The 17,220-nt window shown below is 61.1% G+C and carries 17 protein-coding genes; 7 read left to right on the top strand and 10 right to left on the bottom strand.

All coding sequences use genetic code 11. The features are described 5' to 3' along the window. The 9 genes from BSG20_RS03720 to BSG20_RS03680 all read right to left on the bottom strand — a co-directional run. Window positions 1–195: IS110 family transposase (locus BSG20_RS03720; protein WP_143034223.1), on the bottom strand; the 195-nt coding region annotated here is incomplete at its 3' end. A gap of 126 nt (window positions 196–321) precedes the next feature. Continuing rightward, the gene (locus BSG20_RS03715; protein ID WP_244551805.1) at window positions 322–570 is read right to left on the bottom strand and encodes a hypothetical protein; all 249 of its coding nucleotides are present in this window, start codon (window positions 568–570) and stop codon (window positions 322–324) included. A gap of 190 nt (window positions 571–760) precedes the next feature. Further along, window positions 761–2,065, bottom strand: coding sequence for a nicotinate phosphoribosyltransferase (gene pncB / locus BSG20_RS03710; protein WP_072371935.1), 1,305 nt, complete (start codon window positions 2,063–2,065; stop codon window positions 761–763). 171 nt (window positions 2,066–2,236) lie between these two features. Continuing rightward, a complete protein-coding gene (locus tag BSG20_RS03705) occupies window positions 2,237–2,587 on the bottom strand; it encodes a hypothetical protein (RefSeq protein ID WP_072371933.1) in 351 nt (116 codons plus the stop codon). A 90-nt stretch (window positions 2,588–2,677) separates the two neighbouring features. Further along, entirely contained in the window at window positions 2,678–3,637 is a 960-nt protein-coding gene (locus BSG20_RS03700) for a 2-hydroxyacid dehydrogenase (RefSeq protein ID WP_072371930.1), read from the bottom strand. Between the two features lie 8 nt (window positions 3,638–3,645). After that, complete coding sequence (locus tag BSG20_RS03695; protein WP_072371927.1) at window positions 3,646–5,283, bottom strand: ABC transporter ATP-binding protein; 1,638 nt, start codon at window positions 5,281–5,283, stop codon at window positions 3,646–3,648. Next, on the bottom strand, window positions 5,280–6,428 hold the full coding sequence (locus BSG20_RS03690; RefSeq protein ID WP_072371924.1) for an ABC transporter permease: 1,149 nt from the start codon (window positions 6,426–6,428) through the stop codon (window positions 5,280–5,282). The genes BSG20_RS03695 and BSG20_RS03690 overlap by 4 nt, the downstream gene beginning before the upstream one ends. After that, the gene (locus tag BSG20_RS03685; protein WP_072371921.1) at window positions 6,428–7,519 is read right to left on the bottom strand and encodes a microcin C ABC transporter permease YejB; all 1,092 of its coding nucleotides are present in this window, start codon (window positions 7,517–7,519) and stop codon (window positions 6,428–6,430) included. Before BSG20_RS03685 ends, BSG20_RS03690 begins: the two co-directional genes overlap by 1 nt. A gap of 169 nt (window positions 7,520–7,688) precedes the next feature. Next, window positions 7,689–9,524, bottom strand: a complete 1,836-nt coding sequence (locus BSG20_RS03680) for an extracellular solute-binding protein (RefSeq protein ID WP_072371918.1) — start codon at window positions 9,522–9,524, stop codon at window positions 7,689–7,691. 226 nt (window positions 9,525–9,750) lie between these two features. Between BSG20_RS03680 and mepA the strand changes: the two genes are divergently transcribed. The 6 genes from mepA to BSG20_RS03650 all read left to right on the top strand — a co-directional run bounded on the left by mepA (window position 9,751) and on the right by BSG20_RS03650 (window position 15,743). Continuing rightward, entirely contained in the window at window positions 9,751–10,824 is a 1,074-nt protein-coding gene (gene mepA, locus BSG20_RS03675; protein WP_072371915.1) for a penicillin-insensitive murein endopeptidase, read from the top strand. A gap of 89 nt (window positions 10,825–10,913) precedes the next feature. Beyond that, window positions 10,914–11,294, top strand: coding sequence for a methylglyoxal synthase (locus tag BSG20_RS03670; RefSeq protein ID WP_037115063.1), 381 nt, complete (start codon window positions 10,914–10,916; stop codon window positions 11,292–11,294). Window positions 11,295–11,330: 36 nt separating this feature from the next. Beyond that, window positions 11,331–12,356, top strand: a complete 1,026-nt coding sequence (locus BSG20_RS03665) for a glucokinase (RefSeq protein ID WP_072371912.1) — start codon at window positions 11,331–11,333, stop codon at window positions 12,354–12,356. A 96-nt stretch (window positions 12,357–12,452) separates the two neighbouring features. Continuing rightward, the gene (locus BSG20_RS03660; protein WP_072371909.1) at window positions 12,453–14,240 is read left to right on the top strand and encodes an ABC transporter ATP-binding protein; all 1,788 of its coding nucleotides are present in this window, start codon (window positions 12,453–12,455) and stop codon (window positions 14,238–14,240) included. A 21-nt stretch (window positions 14,241–14,261) separates the two neighbouring features. Then, window positions 14,262–15,086 carry a 4-hydroxy-tetrahydrodipicolinate reductase gene (dapB, locus tag BSG20_RS03655; protein ID WP_072371906.1) on the top strand — a complete coding sequence of 275 codons (825 nt, stop codon included), beginning with the start codon at window positions 14,262–14,264 and terminating at the stop codon, window positions 15,084–15,086. Between the two features lie 21 nt (window positions 15,087–15,107). Beyond that, on the top strand, window positions 15,108–15,743 hold the full coding sequence (locus BSG20_RS03650) for a 2,3-bisphosphoglycerate-dependent phosphoglycerate mutase (RefSeq protein WP_072371903.1): 636 nt from the start codon (window positions 15,108–15,110) through the stop codon (window positions 15,741–15,743). Window positions 15,744–15,797: 54 nt separating this feature from the next. On the opposite strand, the gene BSG20_RS03645 is transcribed toward BSG20_RS03650, so the two are convergent. Then, entirely contained in the window at window positions 15,798–16,211 is a 414-nt protein-coding gene (locus BSG20_RS03645; RefSeq protein ID WP_072371900.1) for a winged helix-turn-helix transcriptional regulator, read from the bottom strand. An 85-nt stretch (window positions 16,212–16,296) separates the two neighbouring features. Here BSG20_RS03645 and BSG20_RS03640 point away from each other — a divergent pair, with 85 nt between their 5' ends. Continuing rightward, window positions 16,297–17,133: an oxidoreductase gene (locus BSG20_RS03640; protein WP_072372017.1), complete on the top strand. Its 837-nt coding sequence runs from the start codon at window positions 16,297–16,299 to the stop codon at window positions 17,131–17,133. The last annotated feature ends 87 nt before the right edge of the window (window positions 17,134–17,220 follow it).

The following is a 17,220-nucleotide window of genomic DNA, read 5'->3' as shown; positions in this document are numbered from 1 at the left end:
CACCATCCAGTTGCGGGTGGCCTCGACCACGGCATGCGAGTTCTCGCGGTAGCGTTCCAGAAACCCACCGAGCGACTGGCGATCGTTCTTCACCCGGCCGGAGCGCAACGTCTTGCCGCTGCTGTCCTGCACCACCAGGTGACTGTAGGATTTGTGGTAGTCCACGCCGATATGGTAATCATAAGAGGCAGTCATGCTTCCAACTCCCTTGTTGAGATCTAGTGAACCCCAATAAGGTAAGCCGAAAGGCTGGAAGTGTGACTGTCCCTCGATCAGCGTCTGCATCCTAGTGATCCGTTCTCTCAACGGGCGCGGCATCTTTCATGCCACCTCCCTGGGGGACGATTGCTTCCACGTCCTAAGAGCATAGGTCTCCCAGCAGGAATCGATAAGGAGTTTGCCTTTCGCCAGGAAGATCATCATCGGGCCGGGTAGGCCGGACTGGGCTTTGGTTTCAATCCACGGCGTACCAACCAGCGAAGACACAAATGCCTTTTCTGCGGCAAGGGTGGGCGTTGCGATAAGCGTGACTGCGATCGTGGCAATTGCTGCAACGGAGGGGATTTTCAAACTCTTTCTCCATAGGTCGGAATCGGATCGCCGAGCATGATTCACGGTGGGGCGATAATGTGGCCGGAGGAGCACCTCTTGGAGCGGCAGCCGAACGGTGCAGCCTGGTCTCGCTTCGGGAGATCTTGGTCGGCAAGCGCAAGGTCACGACGCAACACTGGCGTTGGTTTGATGAGAGCCGGGGCGGCGCTTAAACGAGCACAGCCTGATCGACGCGGTCTTCCGTCCCGAAGAACATCAGGTAGCGTTGGACCTCCGCCGGGTCGCCCGTCGCCTTCTGCGGATTGTCCGACAATTTCACCGCAGGGCGGCCGTTGGCGTCGCTGACCTTACAGACGATGGAGATAGGGTTGAGCCCGGAGATCTCCGTCGGCGCGCAGCCGACGAAGTCGTTGGTGAGGTTGGTACCCCAGCCGAAGCTCATGCGAACTCGACCTTCGAAGTGCTTGTAGGTGTCGATGATCGCATCGACATCGAGCCCGTCCGAGAAGATGAGCAGCTTCTGGCGGGGATCGCGGCCCATCTTTTTCCACCACTCGATGATCTTCTCGCCGCCCTCGATCGGCGGGGCGCTATCCGGGCGGAAGCCGGTCCAATCAGCGACCCATTCAGGCGCGTCGCGCAGGAAGGCGGCGGTGCCGAACGCATCCGGAAGCACGATCAGCAGGTTGCCGCCGTAAAGCTTGTTCCAGTCCCGCAGAACCTTGTAGGGCGCATTGCGCAGTTCCTTGTCTGTTGCGGCGAGCGCTGCGGCCACCATCGGCAGCTCGTGGGCGTTCGTGCCCACGGCCTCCAGATCGGAATCCATGGCGAGCAGGACGTTGCTGGTGCCGGTGAAGGCGGGGCCAATGCCTTCCTTCAATGCTTCGACGCACCAGCGCTGCCACAGGAAGCTGTGGCGGCGGCGCGTACCGAAATCCGAGATGCGCAGACCAGGCAGTTCACGCAGCCGCTCCACCTTCTCCCACATCCTTGCCTTGGCGCGGGCATAGAGAACATCGAGCGTGAACGGCCCAAGCGCCTTCATCGCAGAGCGCGACCGCAGCTCGTTGACGATGGCGAGCGCCGGGATTTCCCACATGGTCGTGTCCTTCCACGATCCGTGGAAGTCGAGCACGTACTGGCCGTCGCGCTTCGACAGCTCATATTCTGGCAGCTGGAAATGAGAGAGCCAGGCGAGAAATTCAGGCTCGAAGATCTGCGCGCGCCCGTAGAAGCTGTTACCTGCGAGCCAGATCATCTCCTTCTTGGAGAGGCGGAGCGAACGGGCATGGTCGAGCTGCTCGCGCAGTTCGCCCTCGTCGATCTCTTCGGCCAGCAGCACCCGTTTTGTACGGTTGATGAGCGTGAAAGTGGCGTTGACGTCTGGATAGAGTTTCCAGATCATCTGCAACATGAGCAGCTTGTAGAAGTCGGTGTCGATCAGGCTGCGAACAATCGGATCGAGCTTCCAGGTGTGATTGTAAACGCGCCGTGCGATATCGGTCTTGGCCATGAACTCCGCCCATTTCCAAACCGGACAAATCGCGCCAAAAGCCGACGCACGAAGACCGGCTCGTGTGCTTTCTTATCGAAAAATCGGCCGATAAAGTCCAGCGCAAATAGAAATGCGCCCCGCCGGCAATCCGGCAGGGCTTGCTGGTGACCGCCTTGACCCGCCACGTTCTTATTGCGCAGGCGCATTCGGGGTTGCCGGTGCCGTGTTCGATGCCGGCGGCTGGGACGGTGTCTCGGTTGGTACGGCCTTGCCGTTCTGCAGCGAAGGCGATGGCGCCGGTGACGGCTGCTGCGACTGAAGCTGCTGTCCCGGCTGCTGCGGCGCGACGTCCGCCGCCTCCTTCTTGCCCCAGATTTCAACGGGGATCCATACGATGAAGGCAAGCATCAACGCGACGATCAGGACCGTAAGAATACGCGTGCCCATGCCGCCCTGCTTCGCCTTGACTGGCGAAATCGTCTCTTCGGCGTGGAGCTTGCCGTCGGATTGTTCCCAGCGCGTTTCCGTCTGGTGAGCCATGCCTTTCTCCTTCCGGTGTCGCGCGAGCCATGGTTTGCCCGGCACTTCATCTGGGAGAAAAACGAATGGCGCGCAGCATGGTTCCTGCGCTCAATAGCCTGCCTGTCGGTCAACAATGAATTGCAGCGGCTCGCCGCTCTCATAGCGGGCGATCTGGTGCTCGACATGCCGGAAGAGCGCGGTCTCGTCGGATACGGCTGCATCGTGCGGCGTGATGAACACGTTCTCGAGCCCCCAGAGCGGATCGTCGGATGGCAGGGGCTCGACCGCGAATACGTCAAGCGAGGCGCCGCCGAGCACCCCGTTCTGAACCGCGGCGACAATGTCGGCCTGGACCTGGCTTTTACCACGGCCGGCATTGATGAACACCGGCTTGCCGAGCGCGCCGCCCTGCCGCAGTTTTGTGAACAGCTTGGCATTGTAGAAGCCGGTGGTCTCAGGGGTCAGCGGCAGCAGGCCGACGAGAAAATCCGTTCGAGACAGGAATTCATCGAGCTCACCGGCGCCGAACGTCTCGACGCCGTCGATCTCCTTGCCGCTGCGCGACCATCCGATGACGTTGAAACCCATGATCTTCAGCTTGCGTGCTGCGTCCTGGCCAAGCACGCCCAGTCCCATGATGCCGACGGTGATCTCGGCTGCCTCAGGCGGAACGAGCTTGCCCCAGATGCGCGCGCGCTGGTCCTTGTCGTGCTGGTATTGTTGCCTGAGGTGCATGAGGCACTGCAGCACGACCCATTCGCTCATGCGGGTCGTCAGGCTCCGATCGACGAAACGGACGATCGGAACGTCTGGCAACCCTGGAAGGTTCATGAAGCTGTCGACGCCGGCGCCGCCGGAGAAGATAGCCTTGAGGTTCGGGGCACGCGTAAAAAGATCCGCGTCCGGCTTCCAGAGTAGTGCATAGTCTATGCCGGTCAGATCACGATTCTTGCTCGCCGGGTCGGCAATATTGATGCTGCCGCGATCCGGAAAGGCCGTCTTGAGGATGCGGGCAACGGTCTCAGGGTCGAACTTGAGGTCGACGAGGATGGGCGGTCTTGCGGACATGGTGTTCTTTACTGTTGGACGGCGGGTGTCGGAACCGCCTCGATGTTGAAGGCGGCAGCCATCAGGGCCTTGGTATAGTCGTCCTTCGGCGCGCGAAAGATCTCCGCGGACGGACCCTGCTCGACGACCTTCCCGAAGCGCATGACGATGACGTCGTTTGCCAGCGCCTTCACCACTTTCAGGTCGTGGCTGATGAAGAGGTAGGCGAGGTCATGCTTCTTCTGCAGATCGCGCAGCAGGTCCACGACCTGTGCCTGAACGCTCATGTCGAGCGCGGATGTCGGCTCGTCCAACATCACGAAGCGCGGCTTCAGCACCATGGCGCGAGCAATGGCGATGCGCTGGCGCTGGCCGCCGGAAAACTCGTGCGGATAGCGCCAGCGGGTCAGCGGGTCGAGGCCGACTTCCTCCAGCGCCCAGCAGACGCGCTGATCGCGCTCCTCGTAGGAGAGTGACCGCTCATGCACCTTGAGGCCTTCCGCGATGATGTCGCCAACCGACATGCGGGGGCTGAGCGAGCCGTAGGGGTCCTGGAAAACGACCTGCAGTTGATTGCGCAGCGGGCGCATTTCCGTGAATGAATAGCTCGCTATATCCGTGCCGACGAAGCTGATTTGACCTTGCGAGGAGATCAGCCGCGTCAGCGCCAGGCCCAACGTTGTCTTGCCGGAGCCGGATTCACCGACGACGCCGAGCGTCTGTCCGGCGCGCAGCTGGAGGTCGATGCCGTCCACGGCCTTCACATGATCGACGACCTTGCGCATCAGGCCGGCCTTGATCGGGAACCAAACGCGGATATCGGCCCCCTGCATCACGACCGGCTTGGAGGGATCGGCAAGCGGCGGCTCACCGCGCGGCTCGGACGCCAGCAGATGCCGGGTGTAGTCGTGCTTCGGATTGCGGAAGACCTCTTCCACCGTACCAGTCTCGACGATCTTGCCCTTGGTCATCACGCAGACGCGGTCGGCGAACTTGCGAACGATGCCGAGGTCGTGGGTGATGAAAAGCATGGACATGCCATGCCGGCCCTTCAGTTGCCGCAGCAGCTCCAGAATCTGCGCTTGCACGGTGACGTCGAGCGCCGTCGTCGGCTCATCGGCAATCAGCAGCTCCGGCCGGTTGGCGAGCGCCATGGCGATCATCACGCGTTGTCGCTGCCCACCGGAAAGCTCGTGCGGATAGGCGTTCAGGCGCTTTTCGGGCTCGCGGATGCCAACCTGGTTCAGCAATTCAAGGATCCGCTTGCGGGCAGCCTGCCCGGTCAGGCCCTGGTGCAGTTCGAGGATCTCAGCAATTTGCTTCTCGATCGTGTGCAGCGGGTTGAGCGATGTCATCGGCTCCTGGAAGATCATGGTGATGTCATTGCCGCGCACCGCGCGCAATGCTTTGTCGGACGCCTTCAGCAGGTCCTTGCCCTTGAACAGGATTTCGCCCGAGGGATGGCTTGCCGCCGGGTAGGGAAGCAGGCGCAGGATCGAATTGGCAGAGACCGATTTGCCGGAGCCGGACTCGCCAACCAGCGCCACGACTTCGCCCTTGCGGATATCGAACGACACGTGATCGACAGCCAGCGATGTATCTCCGGCCTGGTGGAAAGCCACCGAAAGATCGCGAACGGAAAGCAGTGTTTCGGCAGCGTCAGTCATTGAAACGTCTTCCTGGGATCGAATGCATCACGAACGGCTTCGCCGATAAAGATCAAGAGCGACAGCATGATCGACATGGTGAAGAACGCGGTCAGCCCGAGCCACGGCGCCTGCAGGTTCGCCTTGCCCTGGGCGATCATCTCGCCGAGCGAGGGCGAACCGGGCGGCATGCCGAAACCGAGGAAGTCGAGCGAGGTCAGCGTCGTGATTGAGCCCGACAGGATGAACGGCAGGAAAGTGAGCGTCGCCACCATCGCGTTTGGCAGCAGATGACGCCACATGATCGTCCGGTTGTTCACCCCGAGCGCGCGGGCAGCGCGCACATATTCGAAGTTGCGGGCCCGCAGGAATTCCGCGCGCACGACGCCGACGAAGCCAACCCAGGAGAAGAGCAGCATGATGCCGAGCAGCACGAAGAAGCCGGGCGGCAGGATGGCCGCGATGATCAAGAGGATGTAGAGCACCGGCATCGACGACCAGATCTCGATGAAGCGCTGCAGCAGCAAGTCTGTCCAGCCGCCGAAGTAGCCCTGGATCGCGCCGGCGCTGACGCCGATGATGGCCGAGCAGATCGTCAGTACCAGGCCGAACAGGACCGAGACGCGGAAGCCGTAGATGACACGGGCAAGCACATCGCGTGCCTGATCGTCCGTGCCGAGCCAGTTGAGATTGCCAAGGTTGCAGCCGCGGTCGGCCGCTCCCTGCGGATAGCCGGAGCAGCGCTCCTCCTTGCTCATCAGCCAGAAGGGCGGTGTCGGCGCCGAATGCGGGATGTTCGAATTGACAGAGCGATAGGAGTAGCGGATCGGCGGCCAGATCATCCAGCCGTTGGCATTGATCTCGTCGGTGATGACGTCGGAGCGGTAATCCGTCTCGGCCAGGAAGCCGCCGAACTTTTCCTCGGGATAGTTGACGACTACGGGAAACAGGATCTCGCCCTTGTAGGAGGCGATGATCGGCCGGTCATTGGCGATGAACTCGGCAAACAGGCTGAGCACGAACAGAATGAGGAACAGCCAGAGCGACCAGTAGCCGCAGCGGTTCGCCTTGAAATTCTTCCAGCGGCGGACGTTGGTCGGCGACCGCAGGCCTTTGCGAGGCGGCTTGACCGGCGTCGCGGTCGTCGGATTGGCGGCGGTGTCCATCACACGTCCCTCCGCTCGAAGTCGATGCGCGGATCGATCCATGTGTAGATCAGGTCGGAGATCAGGCTGACGAACAGCCCGAGCAGCGAGAAGATGTAGAGCGTCGCAAAGACGATCGGATAGTCGCGGTTGACGACCGAGAGATAGCCGAGCCGCCCCAGCCCATCGAGCGAGAAAATGTTCTCGATCAGCAGCGAGCCGGTGAAGAAGGCGGAGATGAACGCGCCGGGGAAGCCGGCGATGATGATCAGCATGGCGTTGCGGAACACATGGCCGTAAAGCATCTGCCGCTCGTTCAGCCCCTTTGCCCGCGCGGTCACGACATATTGCTTCTTGATCTCCTCGATAAAGGAGTTCTTGGTCAGAAGCGTCGTCGTCGCAAACGCCGCCAGCGAGAGCGAGATCAGAGGCAATGTCAGATGCCAGAAGTAGTCGAGAGGCTTCTGCCACCAGGCGAGCTGGTCGAAGTTATCGGAGACAAGCCCGCGCAGCGGGAACCAGTCGTAGAACGATCCGCCGGCAAAGAGCACGATCAGCAGGATGCCGAACAGGAAGCTCGGAACGGCATAGCCGATGATGATGATACCTGAGGTCCAGACGTCGAAGGTGGAACCGTCCTTGACCGCCTTGCGGATGCCGAGCGGGATCGAAATGCCATAGGAAAAGATCATGATCCAGACGCCGAGCGAGGCTGAGACCGGCAGCTTTTCCTTGATCAGTTCGAGCACGGATGTGTTGCGGAAGAAGCTCTCGCCGAAATCGAAGCGGATGTAGTTCCACATCATCGCGCCGAAACGCGTCAGCGCTGGCTTGTCGAAGCCGAACTGCTTTTCCAGTTTGGCGATGAGTTCCGGATCGAGGCCCTGGGCGCCGCGATATTTCGAGCTGCCTTCGTCAAGTCCGCTGCCAAGAAGATCACCGCCGCCACCGGAAATGCGCGCGTCTGCGCCCTGCGCATCGCCGGTCAGTTGCGCGATGACCTGCTCGACCGGACCGCCGGGAGCGAACTGAATGACGGTGAAGGAGATGGCCATGATGCCGATGATCGTCGGGATCATCAAAAGCAGGCGGCGAAAGATATAGGCCCCCATCAGTGAAGACCCTTCCGGGAAAGCTCGCGTCGTATGCCGTCCAGTCTATCGCCGTTCAATCGGTGCAGTCTCCTTGTGGTGTCGCCCGGCACGCAGTGCCTTGTCCTGATTCGCATTGTTCATTTGGAGCCCAGTCACCTCAGCAATGCAAGTCCGCCTTCCTGCCTGCCTATTTCGCATCCTTCGACCACCAGACATCGGGAAAGCCGATGGAGTAAGTCGGCAGTTCGTCGGGATGGGCCAGCTTGTTCCAATAGGCTATGCGCGAGTTATTGCTGTAGAAAAGCGGGATCACATAGTGATTGGCGAGGAGGACGCGGTCCATCGCCTTAATCGCAGCGACCTGTTCATCACGATTGGGCGCGAAAATGATCATCCGGATCAGGGCATCGATCGCTGGATTGGCGATGCCGGCGTAGTTGCGCGAACCCTGCTGGTTTGCGGATTGCGAACCCCAATAGTCCATCTGCTCATTGCCCGGGTTCATCGTCTCGGCCCAGACAGACCAGATCATGTCGTAGTCGAAACTTCTGACGCGGTTCGTATATTGGGAAGCGTCAACGGTGCGCAGGCGCGCGTCGATGCCAATCTTCTTGAGGTTGTTCACAAACGGCATCACCGAGCGCTCGAAGGAGGGGTTGGACAACAGGATTTCGAAGCTCATCGGCTGGCCGGTCTTGGTATTGACCATACGGTTGCCTTGAAGCTCGTAGCCCGCCTCCTTGAAAAGCCCGATCGCCTTTCGCAGGTTGTCGCGAAGCTTCTGCGGGTCGCCAGCGACCGGATTGGTGTATGGCGTGGTGAAGACTTCAGGAGGAACCTGATCTTTCAGGCTTTGGAGAATTTCGAGTTCGCGCCCTTGCGGCAACCCGGATGACGCAAGTTCCGTGCCCCAGAAGTAGCTGTCGACGCGCTTGAACGCATTGAAAGCGAGGTTGCGGTTGAGATCTTCGAAATCGAGAGCGTAGTTTAGGGCTTCGCGAACGCGTGCATCCTTGAACTGATCGCGTCGCAGATTGGGCGTTAGCGCCTGCATGACGCCGACGGCGCGCAACGCATTCGGCACCTCTTCACGGATCACGCGTCCATCCTTGATGGCGGGAAAGTCATAAGCCTTGGCCCAACGGCTCGCCTGCGTTTCCTGGCGGTAATCCACGTTGCCGGCACGGAAGGCCTCGAACTCGACCTCGCGATCTCCGAAGAAGGTGTAATTGACATTGCGGAAGTTGTTCTGGCCGACATTGACATTGAGGTCCTTGCCCCAATAGTCGTCGCGGAGTTCGTAGCGGACCGTGGATCCGGCGGTAAATGCGGCGATCTTGTATGGACCGGAGCCCATGATCGGCTCTAGCGTGGTTTTGGCAATATCGCGCGGCTTTCCGTCCGAACCCGTCCCTTCCCACCAATGCTTCGGCAGGATCATCAACTGCCCGAGGATGTTCGGAAGCTCCTTGTTGCCCTTCTCATCAAAGATGAAGGTCACGTCGCGGTCACCGGTCTTTTCGGCGCGAACGACATGCTTGTAATAGTTGGCGTAAAGCGGGTTCAGTTGCTTGAACTTGTCCAGGCTGAAGATGACGTCCTCAGGTGTAACCGGCTGATCGTCCGCCCACTTTGCTTCGGCGCGCAGCCGGAAGGTTGCGCTCGATATATCCGCCGGAAAGGAAATGCCGTCGGCCAAAAGTCCATAGCTGGCGAGCAGCTCATCATCGGCGGACTTTGTCAGCGTCTCGAAAACCAGCGCCGCGCCGTCGGCAAGTTCGCCCTTCGCCGGCAACGGGTTGAATGTGTCGAAGGTGCCGGTCGTTGAAAGATTGAGCGTCCCACCCTTCGGCGCATTCGGGTTAACGTAATCGAAATGCTTGAAGCCGGGCTTATATTTGAGTTCGCCGATGCTCGAAGTTCCAATTTGGAAGTTCTGTTCCTGTGCTTGAACCGGCGGGGCAAACCAGCTCAAAGCGACCAGCGCCACAATCAAACTTCTTTTCGACCACGTACGCGCCATTCGCCAACCCCGATTACTTTTCGCTTTCATCGACAATAGGCGAAAAGCGGGCGAAAAACAGGTGATATGACAGTTTTTGTCTGGCTCGCGGGATCGGACCCTTTTATTGCCCGGGTAAGCTTGGCTCATTTCCCGCTTATGCAAAACATCGATTCACCAAAATTGCTTTTCACGGTAGATTCGACGCAAATCACTCGGCCGCGGCCGCAGACGTTCAGGACATGGCATGGCTCTCCATACCGCTCGGACTTTCCAAACATTTTTGAAATGGGCATTCGCCGGCGTGCTCGGTGCAAGTCTCGTCGCCGGCGATGTCAGCGCCGAGCAGAAGCAGCCAAGTCCAGGGAGCGCCAAGGCCCTCTTCGGCGCCGTCGCCTTGCCAAATCAAGCGGCGGCGCAGCCCTTCGGCTTCTACGCGAAAGGCTGCATGTCCGGCGCCGTCGCACTTCCGACTGATGGCCCCACCTGGCAGACCATGCGGCTGTCGCGCAATCGCCGCTGGGGCAATCCCGCCATGATCTCTCTATTGGAGCGGCTGTCCCGGGATGGGGCAAAGTATGACGGATGGCCAGGCCTTTTGGTCGGCGATATCTCGCAGCCGCGAGGCGGGCCGATGTTCAACGGCCACGCCTCGCACCAGATAGGACTTGATGCCGACGTGTGGCTGACGCCGATGCCCGCTCACCCGATGAGCGTCGAGGCGCGCGAGACCCTGCCCTTCACGACGATGCTGCAGAAGGGTGCCTTCCTCACCATCAATCCGGATGTCTGGACCGAATCGCGCGCCCGGCTTTTGATGCGTGCGGCCAGCTACCCGCAGGTCGAGCGGATCTTCGTTAATCCAGCCATCAAGAAAAAGATGTGCGACACCTGGAGAGGCGACCGCACCAATCTCGGCAAGCTGCGCCCGATCTACGGTCACGATTCCCACTTCCACATACGCATCAAGTGCCCGCCGGGCGCAGCCTCGTGCAAGCCGCAAGCGCCGGTTCCTGCTGACGATGGATGCGGCAAATCGCTGGCATGGTGGTTCACGAAGGAACCATGGGCGCCGCCGAAGCCGCCGAAGCCCGGTACGAAGCCGGTCAAGCCGCGCGAAGTGATGGTCTCCGATCTTCCGAATGCCTGCTCGTCGGTTCTCACGGCGCCGTCCGTCGACTCGGTGCAGACGGCCACCTTTGGCGGCGCCGCCTCTGCTGCCCCGGAGGTCGCGCCGATGGCGCTGGTGCCTGCCGCGGCGTCTGACGAGGTGCTGCCTGCCATCGGACCGGTACCGGACGACAAGCCGTCCGGCGAATGACGCTGCCGGCAGGGGCGGTGGTCTTTCAAAAGATGGATGCTTCGTATAGAAGCAGCCAAATCGATTGAATTTCAGGCGGAGGTCCTTTCATGGCCGGCGGCAAGTGCCTTGCATTGATTGCGCATGACCAGAAGAAGGACGACATGGCGGAGTTTGCGCGCCGCAACCGCGAGACATTCGCAAACTGGAAAATCGTCGCCACGGGCACGACCGGCGGTCGGGTGCTCGAGGCCGCTCCAGACCTCGATGTGACCCGCTTGAAAAGCGGCCCGCTCGGCGGCGACCAGCAGATCGGGGCTCTTATTGCCACCGGCGAAGTCGATGCGCTGATCTTTTTTGTCGATCCTCTGACGCCGATGCCGCATGATGTCGATGTCAAGGCTTTGATGCGGCTTGCAATCGTCTACGATATCCCGATGGCGCTCAACGAAGCGACCGCCGACAAGCTTATTGCCACCCTTCACGCGTAACCGGCGCTTGAAAAGCGCGCACGCACGGAACCCGCCATGCCACAGCTCGATACCAGCGAAACCGCCATGCCCTTTCCGATCCTGATCGGCGACATTGGCGGCACGAATGCCCGTTTTGCGATTATCCCGGACGCCGCGGCAGAGCAGATCCATTTTCCCAACGTTCGCACCGCCGATTTCGAGACGATCGACGATGCGATCCGCAGCTGCATTCTCGAAAAGAGCAGCTTGCGGCCGCGCTCGGCGATCTTGGCGGTGGCCGGGCCGATCAGCCGGGACGAAATACCGCTGACCAATTGCGACTGGGTCGTCCGCCCGCGAACCATGATCGATGGCCTCGGTATCGAAGACGTCCTCGTCGTCAACGACTTCGAAGCGCAAGCACTGGCAATCGCTAATCTCTCTGATGACAACCGCGAGCGCCTCGGTAATGCATCGGGCGACATGATTGCATCCCGCGTCGTCCTCGGCCCGGGCACCGGTCTCGGTGTCGGCGGGCTCGTTCACGCGCGAGGCTCCTGGATTCCCGTGCCGGGCGAGGGTGGTCACGTCGATCTCGGGCCGCGCACCGCGCGCGATCTCGAGATCTTCCCGCACGTGGAGACGATCGAAGGCCGGATTTCGGCAGAGCAGATTCTCTGTGGTCGCGGCATCGTCAACCTCTACCGGGCAATTTGTGCCGCTGATGGCATTGCCCCCGCCTATTCCGATCCTGCCGACATCACGGCGCACGCGCTCGCCGCTTCCGATAAGGTCGCCGTCGAGACGATTAACCTGTTCTCGACCTATCTCGGCCGCGTCGCCGGTGACATGGCGATGATCTTCATGGCCCGCGGTGGCGTCTTCCTGTCGGGCGGCATCTCGCAGAAGATCCTTCCGGCGCTGAGAAAGCCGCAATTCCGCGCTGCGTTCGAGGACAAGGCGCCGCATTCCGAGCTGCTTGCGACGATCCCGACCTATGTCGTCACGCACCCGCTTGCGGCTCTTGCGGGTCTCTCGTCCTATGCCCGCAAGCCCGAGAGCTTCGGGGTCTCGACGGATGGGCGTCGCTGGCGGGCGTAACGGCACTGGTCAAAAGCCTGCCAACTCTTTATAGAGCCGCGCGAGCGCACGCAGTCATGAGGACATGCGTGTCCTGACAGACAGGAAGACGGATTTTTGCAAGCACCGGACACCCAGCAGAAGCCTGTAACGAGCGACAGCATCACCGGCATCTTGAAGCGCATCATCGCAGAAAACGGCCGGGATCATCTCTGGGGCTATGTTTTTGCTATCAGCTGCCTCGTCATCGTTGCCTTGTCGACGGCGTATACCGCGTGGATCATGAAGTCGGTGATCAATGAGGCGTTCGCAAACCGGCGCGCGGATATTGTCTGGGCCATCTGTTTCACCATCTTCATTGCCTTCGTGCTGCGCGGTTTCGCGAGCTATGGCCAGGCGGTGGTCCTCTCCAAGATCGGCAACAACATTGTGGCGCGGTATCAGCAGCGCGCCTATTCGCACCTGATGAAATTGTCGCTCGGCTATTTCAACCAGACGCGCTCGGCCCACGTCGTTGCGCAGCTCAACCAGAACATCAGCGGCATCCGTGATGTGATGAACCTGACGATCACGTCGACAGTGCGCGATCTCCTGACGTTCATCTCTCTGCTCGCCGTGATGATCATCCAGGATCCGCTGCTCAGCCTCGCGGTTTTCGTTCTGGCGCCGCCTCTTCTTTACGCGTTGCGATACGTGTCGAAGCGGCTTCGCACGGCGACCAAAGATGCAATCCACGTCAACAGCCATGTCGCCGGCGCGATGCAGGAAACCATCCAGGGTATCGCCATCGTCAAGGCCTTCACCATGGAAGGCCAGTTGGAGAACAAGGTTGACAGGCTTGTGGAGAGCGCCGAACGGCGTGCGAACCGTATCGCTCGTCTATCCGAACGGACAGCGCCGCTGACGGAAAGCTTTGCCGGCCTCGCGGTCGCCAGCGTCCTTGCCTACGCCGCTTATCGCACGATCTACAACAATATTCCGCCGGGCGCCTTCTTCTCTTTCGTAATGGCCTTGCTACTGGCCTATGATCCCGCACGCCGCCTCGCACGGCTGCAGGTGCAGATGGAGCGTGCCGTCGTCAACGCACGCATGATCTATGAATTCCTCGATACGGTGCCGCATCAGCGCGATGTGCCTGGCGCGAAGGCGCTTGTCGTCACGGAAGCCAAGATTGAATTCCGCAACGTCTCCTTCGCCTATGGCGAGGATGAGGTGTTGCGCGATGTCAGCTTCTTTGCCGAAGGCGGGAAGACGACGGCGCTTGTCGGGCCATCCGGTGCCGGCAAGTCGACGATCATCACGCTCATTCCGCGTTTCTACGACCCGAAGGCTGGGCAAATCCTGATCGACGGCCAGGACATCGCGCATGTGACGAAACAGTCGCTGCGTGAGCAACTGGCCTATGTCTCCCAGCAGCCGTATCTCTTTGAAGGTACGATCCGCGACAATATCCGCTACGGCCGCCCGGAGGCGACCGATGAGGAGGTCGAGCGCGCCGCGCGCCTTGCCTATGCACACGACTTCATCCTGGCGCAGCCCCACGGCTACGACACCCCAGTCGGAGAAAACGGCGTGACGCTTTCTGGCGGTCAACGCCAGCGCCTGTCGATTGCCCGCGCCCTCGTGCGCAACGCTCCGATCTTGCTGCTGGATGAAGCGACCTCGGCGCTAGACACGGAATCGGAGGCGGCGGTCCAGAAGGCACTCGATGGGGCCATGGTTGGCCGCACGGTGGTCGTCATTGCCCACCGCCTTTCGACGGTTGTCCGCGCCGACAAGATCGTGGTTATGCAGCAGGGCCGGATCATGGAGGAAGGCAATCACGAGAGCCTTGCACAGCGCAGCGACGGTCTCTACGCTCGCCTCAACAATCTGCAGAGGCCAGCGGCCTCCGATGCTCGCTGACACATAGGATGATCGACTGACATGAGCGATGCTGCGATGAAACTGGTAGTGGTTGGAGCAGCAGGACGCATGGGGCAGACGCTCATACGGCTTGTCGATTCGATGGATGGGGTCACGCTGCATGCGGCTGTGGCCCGCCCCGGCTCACCGTTCGTCGGCAAGGATGCCGGCGAAATTGCGGGTCTTGGGACGAACGGCATCACTGTCGGGGACGATCCTCTCGCAGCGTTTCTTCATGCCGATGGCGTCCTCGATTTTACGACCCCCGCAACAACGAACGAATTCGCCGCACTTGCCGCTCAGGCGCGCATCGTCCATGTGATCGGGACAACCGGCTGCTCGGCGGAGGACGACGCGAAGATTGCGGCGGCCGCCCGTCACGCCCGGGTGGTGAAGTCGGGCAACATGGGCCTCGGCGTGAACCTGCTCAGCGTCCTCGTCGAGCAGGCCGCTCGTGCGCTCGATCCGGCCGACTGGGACATCGAAGTCCTCGAAATGCATCACAAGCGCAAGGTTGACGCGCCCTCGGGCACGGCGCTGCTTCTTGGCGAAGCGGCGGCCAAGGGCAGGGGCATCGATCTCGCCTCGAAGTCGGTGCGCTCGCGCGACGGTCACACCGGTCCGCGAAAGGAAGGCACCATCGGCTTTGCGACACTGCGCGGCGGCTCGGTTGTCGGCGAGCACTCCGTGATCTTTGCCGGCGAAGGCGAAACGGTGACGATGTCGCACAGCGCCACCGATCGTTCGATCTTCGGCCGCGGAGCCGTCAAGGCGGCGCTCTGGGCGCGTGACAAGAAGCCCGGTCTCTATTCCATGCTCGACGTGCTCGGGCTCTCTTCAAAGTAATCTTTTTCGGAGGCATTTTTCATGAGCGGCACCCTCGTTCTCGTTCGCCACGGCCAAAGCGACTGGAATCTGAAGAACCTTTTCACCGGCTGGAAGGACCCGGAGCTGACCGAGCTTGGGATCCAGGAGGCCAACACCGGCGGCAAGGCGCTGGCCGATTACGGCATCGAGTTCGATGTCGCCTTCACCTCCGACCTGAAGCGCGCTCAGGACACGTTGACGATCATCCTCGACAATGTCGGCCAGCCGGACCTCGAGACGCTCAAGGATCAGGCGCTCAACGAGCGCGATTACGGCGATCTCTCGGGCCTGAACAAGGATGACGCCCGCGCCAAGTGGGGCGAGGAGCAAGTCCACATCTGGCGCCGCTCTTATGATGTTCCGCCTCCGGGTGGCGAAAGCCTGCGCGACACCGGCGCCCGCGTCTGGCCTTACTACCTGACGGAAATCCTGCCGCGCGTGTTGCGCGGCGAAAAGGTGCTCGTCGCCGCCCACGGCAATTCGCTGCGCTCGCTGGTGATGGTGCTCGACCGCCTGACCAAGGAACAGATCCTGGCGCTGAACCTCGCGACCGGCGTCCCCATGGTCTACAAGCTCAATCCCGATTCCACAGTCGCTTCCAAGGAAGTGCTCGGCGACATGTCCGGCGCGCATTGAGTTCAAAGCGCCGCGCATCATCGGGCGCGCGGCGTTTTTTGAATTTGCCCGGTCCTATCTCTTGGCTGCGTCCGTCGCGCGAGGCGACTGCGCGCGGGCCGCCTCGAAATCCGGCAGACGATTGGCGATCCACTGCCAGAGCGCCACGACTTCTACCAGAAGCTCGCCGCCAAGCGGCGTCAGTTCATATTCCACTCGTGGCGGCACCTGCGGGTAGAGCGTTCGCGTCACCAGACCGTCGCTCTCCAGCGTCCGTAGCGTCTGCGTCAGCACCTTCTGACTGATCCCCTCCACCCGTTCCAGAACGCGCGAAAAGCGCAAGGGGCCCTTGGCCTTCGCCAATATGTGCATGACCCGCAGCGGCCATTTGGCGCTGGCGCGTTCCAGCATCTCGCGAGCAAGCGCGTCCTGCGCGTCCGTCAGCGTTTCGCAGAAATCGAATGTACCATCGTCCAGGTCAGTTACCATTAGGTATGTATGGCTCCTGTGGGTACCTTCTTTCAAGATGAAACTGCTTTGCCTATATGGCTTTCCGACGGATCAAGGAGATTCCCTGTCACAGGTTTGGTTGATTACAGGCAGTTCTCGTGGGCTCGGCAGGGCGCTCGCTGAAGGGGTACTGGCGGCGGGGCACAAATTGGTCGCAACGGCGCGCAATCCGTCGCAACTTGAGGATCTCAAGCAACGCTTCGGCGACAACGTCCTGACAGCCACCCTCGATGTCGCCGATGAGCGGTCTGCCGCATCGGCCGTGAAGTCGGCGGTCGACAGGTTCGGCCGGCTGGATGTTCTCGTCAACAATGCAGGTTACGGCGATGTCGGCTCGATTGAGGATACAAGCCTTGCCGACTTCCGTGCCCAGATCGAAACGAACCTCTTCGGAACGATCATCGTCACCAAGGCTGCGCTGCCGGTAATGCGAGAGCAGGGTTTCGGACACATCATCCAGTTCTCCTCCGTCGGCGGTCGCATCGGCCCGGCGGGGCGTGCGCCTTACGCTGCCGCCAAATGGGGCGTGGAGGGCTTCTCGGAAGTTCTGGCCAAGGAGGTCGGCCCGCTCGGCATCAAGGTGACGATCATCGAGCCGGGCGGCTTCAGGACCGACTTTGCCGGCTCGTCCACCACACTTCGGGAAGGCCGGCCGGAATACGAAGACACCGTCGGAAAGATGGCGCGCTATCAGCGCGATTATAACGGCAGGCAGCCGGGCGATCCGGCAAAGGCAGCCGCCGCGGTCGTCCATGTCGCCAGCCTTGCCGAGCCGCCACTGCGCTTGCTGCTCGGCAGCGATGCGTTGCGCGGCGTCGAGCAGAACGACGCTGCACGAGCCAAGGAGCATGCGGCTTGGCGGGAACTTAGTGTCTCAACCGATTTTGAGCCCGGCGCCTGACGAACGGTCAGGCCCGGATCCGCAATCATCGTCACGAGCTGCTCGCGACTGGACGCGACGTTCATAACTTTGCCTCTTGCCGGAGAG

The sequence above is a fragment of the Rhizobium tibeticum genome (genome assembly GCF_900110205.1).
In the GTDB taxonomy this organism is placed as follows: Bacteria; Pseudomonadota; Alphaproteobacteria; order Rhizobiales; family Rhizobiaceae; genus Rhizobium; species Rhizobium tibeticum.
Note: the sequence above shows the minus strand (reverse complement) of the source record. Positions and strands in the feature narration are given on the sequence as shown.

Bases quoted from the DNA above. Each gene is read 5' to 3' on its own strand.
- pncB (WP_072371935.1), bottom strand. From the start codon at position 2,065: ATGGCCAAGACCGATATCGCACGGCGCGTTTACAATCACACCTGGAAG.
- BSG20_RS03705 (WP_072371933.1), bottom strand. From the start codon at position 2,587: ATGGCTCACCAGACGGAAACGCGCTGGGAACAATCCGACGGCAAGCTC.
- BSG20_RS03700 (WP_072371930.1), bottom strand. From the start codon at position 3,637: ATGTCCGCAAGACCGCCCATCCTCGTCGACCTCAAGTTCGACCCTGAG.
- BSG20_RS03695 (WP_072371927.1), bottom strand. From the start codon at position 5,283: ATGACTGACGCTGCCGAAACACTGCTTTCCGTTCGCGATCTTTCGGTG.
- BSG20_RS03690 (WP_072371924.1), bottom strand. From the start codon at position 6,428: ATGGACACCGCCGCCAATCCGACGACCGCGACGCCGGTCAAGCCGCCT.
- BSG20_RS03685 (WP_072371921.1), bottom strand. From the start codon at position 7,519: ATGGGGGCCTATATCTTTCGCCGCCTGCTTTTGATGATCCCGACGATC.
- BSG20_RS03680 (WP_072371918.1), bottom strand. From the start codon at position 9,524: ATGGCGCGTACGTGGTCGAAAAGAAGTTTGATTGTGGCGCTGGTCGCT.
- mepA (WP_072371915.1), top strand. From the start codon at position 9,751: ATGGCTCTCCATACCGCTCGGACTTTCCAAACATTTTTGAAATGGGCA.
- BSG20_RS03670 (WP_037115063.1), top strand. From the start codon at position 10,914: ATGGCCGGCGGCAAGTGCCTTGCATTGATTGCGCATGACCAGAAGAAG.
- BSG20_RS03665 (WP_072371912.1), top strand. From the start codon at position 11,331: ATGCCACAGCTCGATACCAGCGAAACCGCCATGCCCTTTCCGATCCTG.
- dapB (WP_072371906.1), top strand. From the start codon at position 14,262: ATGAGCGATGCTGCGATGAAACTGGTAGTGGTTGGAGCAGCAGGACGC.
- BSG20_RS03650 (WP_072371903.1), top strand. From the start codon at position 15,108: ATGAGCGGCACCCTCGTTCTCGTTCGCCACGGCCAAAGCGACTGGAAT.
- BSG20_RS03645 (WP_072371900.1), bottom strand. From the start codon at position 16,211: ATGGTAACTGACCTGGACGATGGTACATTCGATTTCTGCGAAACGCTG.